At 73.5% G+C, this 4,975-nt stretch carries 5 protein-coding genes; 3 read left to right on the top strand and 2 right to left on the bottom strand.

The window, feature by feature from the left end:
- Positions 1-77: 77 nt before the first annotated feature.
- Both Q4D18_RS10970 and Q4D18_RS10975 read right to left on the bottom strand, forming a co-directional pair.
- Positions 78-1,187: a hypothetical protein gene (locus Q4D18_RS10970; protein WP_303128327.1), complete on the bottom strand. Its 1,110-nt coding sequence runs from the start codon at positions 1,185-1,187 to the stop codon at positions 78-80.
- Between the two features lie 242 nt (positions 1,188-1,429).
- Positions 1,430-1,843, bottom strand: a complete 414-nt coding sequence (locus Q4D18_RS10975) for a VOC family protein (protein WP_303128329.1) — start codon at positions 1,841-1,843, stop codon at positions 1,430-1,432.
- A 119-nt stretch (positions 1,844-1,962) separates the two neighbouring features.
- Here Q4D18_RS10975 and Q4D18_RS10980 point away from each other — a divergent pair, with 119 nt between their 5' ends.
- The 3 genes from Q4D18_RS10980 to Q4D18_RS10990 all read left to right on the top strand — a co-directional run.
- A complete protein-coding gene (locus Q4D18_RS10980; protein WP_303128331.1) occupies positions 1,963-2,850 on the top strand; it encodes a CPBP family intramembrane glutamic endopeptidase in 888 nt (295 codons plus the stop codon).
- A 1-nt stretch (position 2,851) separates the two neighbouring features.
- Positions 2,852-4,252: an MATE family efflux transporter gene (locus Q4D18_RS10985; protein ID WP_303128334.1), complete on the top strand. Its 1,401-nt coding sequence runs from the start codon at positions 2,852-2,854 to the stop codon at positions 4,250-4,252.
- A gap of 156 nt (positions 4,253-4,408) precedes the next feature.
- Positions 4,409-4,975 (top strand): hypothetical protein (locus Q4D18_RS10990; RefSeq protein WP_303128337.1); only part of this gene is annotated, 567 nt, incomplete at its 3' end.

The raw sequence follows: 4,975 nt of genomic DNA on the forward strand, positions 1-4,975 counted from the left end.
CCGCCCCGCCGGCGGTGCCCGAGGTGCCCCGCTCCCAGGGCAACGGGGTGTAAGTTCTGCCACCTCGGCGAGGGGCCTCAGAACGTGTAGGGCACGCGCTCCCAGGTCAGCAGCTCCTGCGCCGGGTTCTTGCCCTTGCCGGCGTTCATCGGGGCCACGGAGAAGCGGGTCCACTCGTTGGACGTCGCGGCGCCCTCCACGGTGATGCGCTCGAGGTTCTCCACGGGCGCCACGCCGTACACGTCGAGCCACGGGGAGCCGGCGGTCAGCGGGGCGTCCGCGGTGTACTCGTGGGAGTCGCCGTTGATCAGGTACACCGGGCCGTCGAAGTCGCGGGAGAGCTCCGCGATGAGCTGCACGGTCTCCGTGTAGGCCTGCTGCTGCGCGGCGGCCTCGTCCGAGATCTCCCCGTCCACCACTGCGCCCGGGTAGAACATGTCGGCCTGCATCATGATGACCACGCCGCGGGCGTGCCGGCGCTCGGCGTCGGCGAACAGGTCGCGGATGAGGGCGTGGGTGGCGGCGTCGCGGGTCTCCACCTCGGCCAGCTGCTCGGGCGTCGGCGCGGTCAGGCCGAGGCCGGTCCACGGCTGGGTGGAGTTCGCCGAGCCCTGCACGTTGACCACGCCGAACTCCACGCGGCGCTCGGTGAACCGGGCGTTCTCCGGCAGGCCGATCTCGTCCTGAGCGTCCACCTTCATGGGCTCACCCAGGGTGCGGTCGGCCACCGGGTAGAAGACCTCCCGGAACGCGTCCAGGCGCTCGAGCGGGTCGTAGGCACCGTTGTTGGTCCGGTGGCAGTCCGTCCAGTCGTTGTCGCCCGGGGTCAGCACGAGCGGGTGCGCCAGGCGGTCGAACTCCCCGCGGATCATCGCGAAGTACTCGTCGGAGCAGACCGCGGAGCCGGCCTTGATGTCCCCGACGTGGGCCACGAAGGAGAGCTCGTCCTGCGCGGAGAGCTCGTCGATCATCCCGGGGAACGCGGCCACCTGCGCGGCCCCGTAGGGCACGTCGCCGATCACGCCGAAGGTGAAGGACTCCGCCGTCGTCCCCTTCCCGACGGCGGCGGTCGCCTGCGCGTGCGCGCCGGCGTGGGCGGGCGGAGCGGCGACGGCGGGGGCGGCCGCGCCGAGGGAGACGGTCAGGGCCGCGGCGGCGGCGAGGGAGAGGCGGGCGAAGCGGGCCATGAGGCACTCCTGGGGGGAGGGGCGTCGGGGACGGCCCGACGCTAGGCCCCGGGGGTGACCGCCAGGGCGCACCCCGGTGACGTGCGGGGCAGACCCGGGTGACGGCGTCGTGAACGGGCCCCGGCCGCTCCGCCCCACCCCACCCCGGCGAATCCACTGCACTTGTGACCCGAATGAGGGCGGATTCGGCCCCCAGAAGGGTCAGAAGTGCAGTGGATTCGCCCGTCCCGGGGACGGTCGGCTCAGGCCGCCATGAACTCCCACTGGTGGCCGTCCGGGTCGATCACCTGACGGGAGAAGACGCCGGAGGCGGACATGTCCTCCTGCAGGTCCTCGGGCAGCTCGACCTCGGTGCCGCCGGCCTCGACCGCCGACGCCACCAGACGGTCCACGGCGCCGCGGTCCGGGGCGGTGAGCTGGAGCAGGGCCGAGTTCGTGGTGAGGCAGTCGGCGATCTCGCGCTCGCCGATGAAGTCGGTGTAGAAGCCGGGGCTCAGGTACATCGCGAAGGTGGAGTCGGTGAGCTCCACGCACACGGAGTTCTCGTCCGAGAAGTCCTCGTCGATCCCCGCTCCGACGGCGGTCCAGAAGGAGCGGATGCGCTCGGTGTCCGTGGTGGGGAGGTTGATGTACACCGGCTGGGAGAACAGGGCCATGCCGAACACCGTAATCCAGGCTGCGCGCGCGGAGCGAACTGCCGGCCGCGGCGTGACCGGTGTCTCTCCGCGCCCTCATCCCGCCCTGGCGTGTCCGGGCCCGTTGGTAGCGTGAGCGCATGAGCCTTCCCCCCTCCGCGCCCGCCGACGGCACCGTCCCCGGGGCCGTCCCCGCCGGCTGGCCGCCGTCCGGCTGGCCGGGCCGCGCACCTCGCCGCCGGGCCGACCCCGCGCGCTGGGCCCCCGGCCCGTTCCACGGGGGGGACGCGCTCGTCGTCCTGGCCTACGGCGGGATCATGGTGCTCGGCCTGGGGTTCTTCCTGGCCGCGGCGCTGGGCCTGGTCCCGGCGGACCCCGCCGCCCTGACCGTGCTGGACGGGTTCACGGTGAACCTGCTCTGCTACGCCATCCTCGTGACGCTCGTCCTGCTGGTGGCGTGGCGGCCGCTGGTGACCTCGCTGCGGGTCTTCGCCACCGGGACGTGGTGGAAGGTCCTGCTGCTGCCGGCGCTGTGGTTCACCACCATCCTGGTCAACGCCGTGCTGCTCGCCCTGATCGGGGACGCGCAGACCAGCGCCAACCAGGCCGCCCTCGAGGAGATGACCACGCAGGCCCCGCCGGCGCTCATGGTCCTGATGACCGTGGTGGGCGCTCCGCTCGTGGAGGAGTACCTGTTCCGGCACCTGCTGGTGGGCAAGCTCTCCCGCTGGATCAACGTGTGGGTGTGCGCCGCGGTGTCCGTGCTGGCGTTCTCCTTCCTGCACTTCCTGGGCACCGGCGGCGACTTCCGCCTCGTGGAGGTGGTCCCGTACCTCACCCTCGCGGTGACCATCACGGTGACGTACATCCTCATGGGCCGCTCCTTCGGGTACGCGGTGCTGCTGCACATGGTGAACAACGGCATCGCGATCGCCATGCTCTACCTCGTGGCCCCGCTGCTGCCGGAGCTGCCGCAGCCGGTCACCCCCACCACGGCCCTGGCGCCCCTCCTGGCGCTGGTCGGCTGACGTGGGTGCGACGGCCGCCCCGCCCCCGGAGGCCGGGCGGGGCCTCTCCCGGCGGATCCTCGGCCTGGCGATCCCCGCGTTCGGCGCGCTGATCGCCGAGCCGCTGTTCCTGCTGGCGGACACCGCGATCGTCGGGCACCTGGGCACCGCCCAGCTGGCCGGCGTCGGGGTGGGGACCACGGTGCTGCACACGGCCACGGGCCTGATGATCTTCCTGGCGTACGCCACCACGCCCGCGGTGGCGCGGATGATCGGCGCGGGGAACCTGCCCGGCGCGATGGCCCGCGGCCGGGACGGGATCTGGCTCGGGCTGCTGCTGGGCACGGTGCTCGGGGTGGCCGGGTGGCTCGCCGCCCCCGGGCTCACCGGTGCGCTCGGCGCCACGGGGGAGACCCACGCCCACGCCACCGCGTACCTCCAGTGGTCCATGCCGGGGCTGCCGGCGCTGCTGGCGGTGCTGGCCGCCACCGGCGTGCTGCGCGGCCTGCAGGACACCGTCACCCCGCTGGTGGTGGCCGGCGTCGGGTTCGCGGTGAACATCGGGCTGAACTGGGTGCTGGTGTACGGGGCGGGGCTCGGGGTGGCCGGCTCCGCGATCGGCACCTCCGCCGTGCAGTGGGGGATGCTGGCCGTCTACCTGGCCGTGCTGGCCCCCCGGTTCCGCCGCGCGGGCACCCCCCTCGCTCCGCTGCCGTCCGGCATGCGCGCCACCGCGCAGGTGGGCTCGTGGCTGCTGCTGCGCACTGCGAGCCTGCGCGCGGCCATCCTGATCACGGTCATGGCCGCCACCGGCCTGGGAGACGTCACCCTCGCCGCGCACCAGCTGGTCTTCACCCTGTTCTCCACGCTCGCGTTCGCGCTCGACGCCCTCGCGATCGCCGCGCAGGCCCTGATCGGCGCCGAGCTCGGAGCGTCCCGGCCGCGCCAGGCCCGGCGTCTGACGGACCTGATGGTGCGCTGGGGGCTGGGCTTCGGCCTCGTGACCGGCGTGCTGCTGGCCGCCCTCGCCTGGGTGCTGCCGCCCCTGTTCGCCCCGGACCCGACCGTGCAGGCCGCGGCCACCGCGGGCCTGCTGGTGCTCGCGCTGTCCCAGCCCGTGGCCGGGTACGTGTTCGTCCTCGACGGCGTGCTCATCGGCGCCGGTGACGCGCGCTACCTGGCGCTGGCCGGCGTCGTGAACCTGGCCGTGTACGCCCCCGCCCTGTGGGTGCTCGCCCAGGTCGCGGCCGGGGGGCTGGGCTGGACGGTCGACTGGTCCGACCCGTGGGAGCACACTCCCGACGCCGCCGCGCAGGTCGCGCTGCTGTGGTGCGGGTTCGCCGGGGTGTACATGGGGATGCGCGCCCTCACCCTCGGCCACCGCGCCCGGCAGGACGCCTGGATGCGGGTCGGCGCCCGCTGACTCCCCCTCGCGCCACCCCCGCCACCACCGCGGCGAATCCACTGCAGTTGTGACCCTTCTCAACCCCGGATCCGGCCTCAGAAGGGTCAGAAGTGCAGTGGATTCGCTGGGGAAGGGGTGGATTCGCTCGGGAGGGGTCGCTCCTAGACTGGGGCGGTGACCACGCAGAAGACCCCCCTCGCCATCTCGTCCGAGGTGTTCAAGCCCATCCTGATCCGCGCCGGCGTGGCGCTGCTCTTCGGGCTGTCCACCGTGTTCGTCCAGAACCCCGGCCTGACCTGGATGAAGGTGGCCTTCGCGGTGTTCCTCGTCTTCTCCGGCTCCGCCCTGTGGGAGTACCTGCGCCGGGACTGCGTGCCCGAGGCCATGCGCTCCCCGCTGTCCCTCGCGGCGGCCGCCTGGATGCTGGGCACCCTGCTGCTGTTCTTCTTCGGCACCCCCGCCGGCGTGGGCCTGACGGTGGCCGCGGCGCTCGTCCTCGGCGGCGTCGCCGAGCTCGTGGCCTGGGCCTGGTTCCGCCGGAGCTTCATCCCCGCCCGCGACCAGCTCTGGACCGGCGTCGTGGGCGCCGCCTCCGGCGTGGCGCTCGCGGTGGGCGCGGTGCAGGGGCTGGACCCGCACGGCCTGCTGGGCATTGCGGGCGGCGGGGCGATCATCATCGGTGTGCTGCTGATGATCTCCGGCCTGGGCTTCCACCCCGCGGTCCGCCGGGACCGCGGCACG

The organism is Micrococcus sp., from assembly GCF_030523875.1.
GTDB lineage: Bacteria > Actinomycetota > Actinomycetes > Actinomycetales > Micrococcaceae > Micrococcus.

Excerpts from the sequence above, each read along its gene's own strand:
- Q4D18_RS10970 (WP_303128327.1), bottom strand. The coding sequence starts at position 1,187 with ATGGCCCGCTTCGCCCGCCTCTCCCTCGCCGCCGCCGCGGCCCTGACC.
- Q4D18_RS10975 (WP_303128329.1), bottom strand. The coding sequence starts at position 1,843 with ATGGCCCTGTTCTCCCAGCCGGTGTACATCAACCTCCCCACCACGGAC.
- Q4D18_RS10980 (WP_303128331.1), top strand. The coding sequence starts at position 1,963 with ATGAGCCTTCCCCCCTCCGCGCCCGCCGACGGCACCGTCCCCGGGGCC.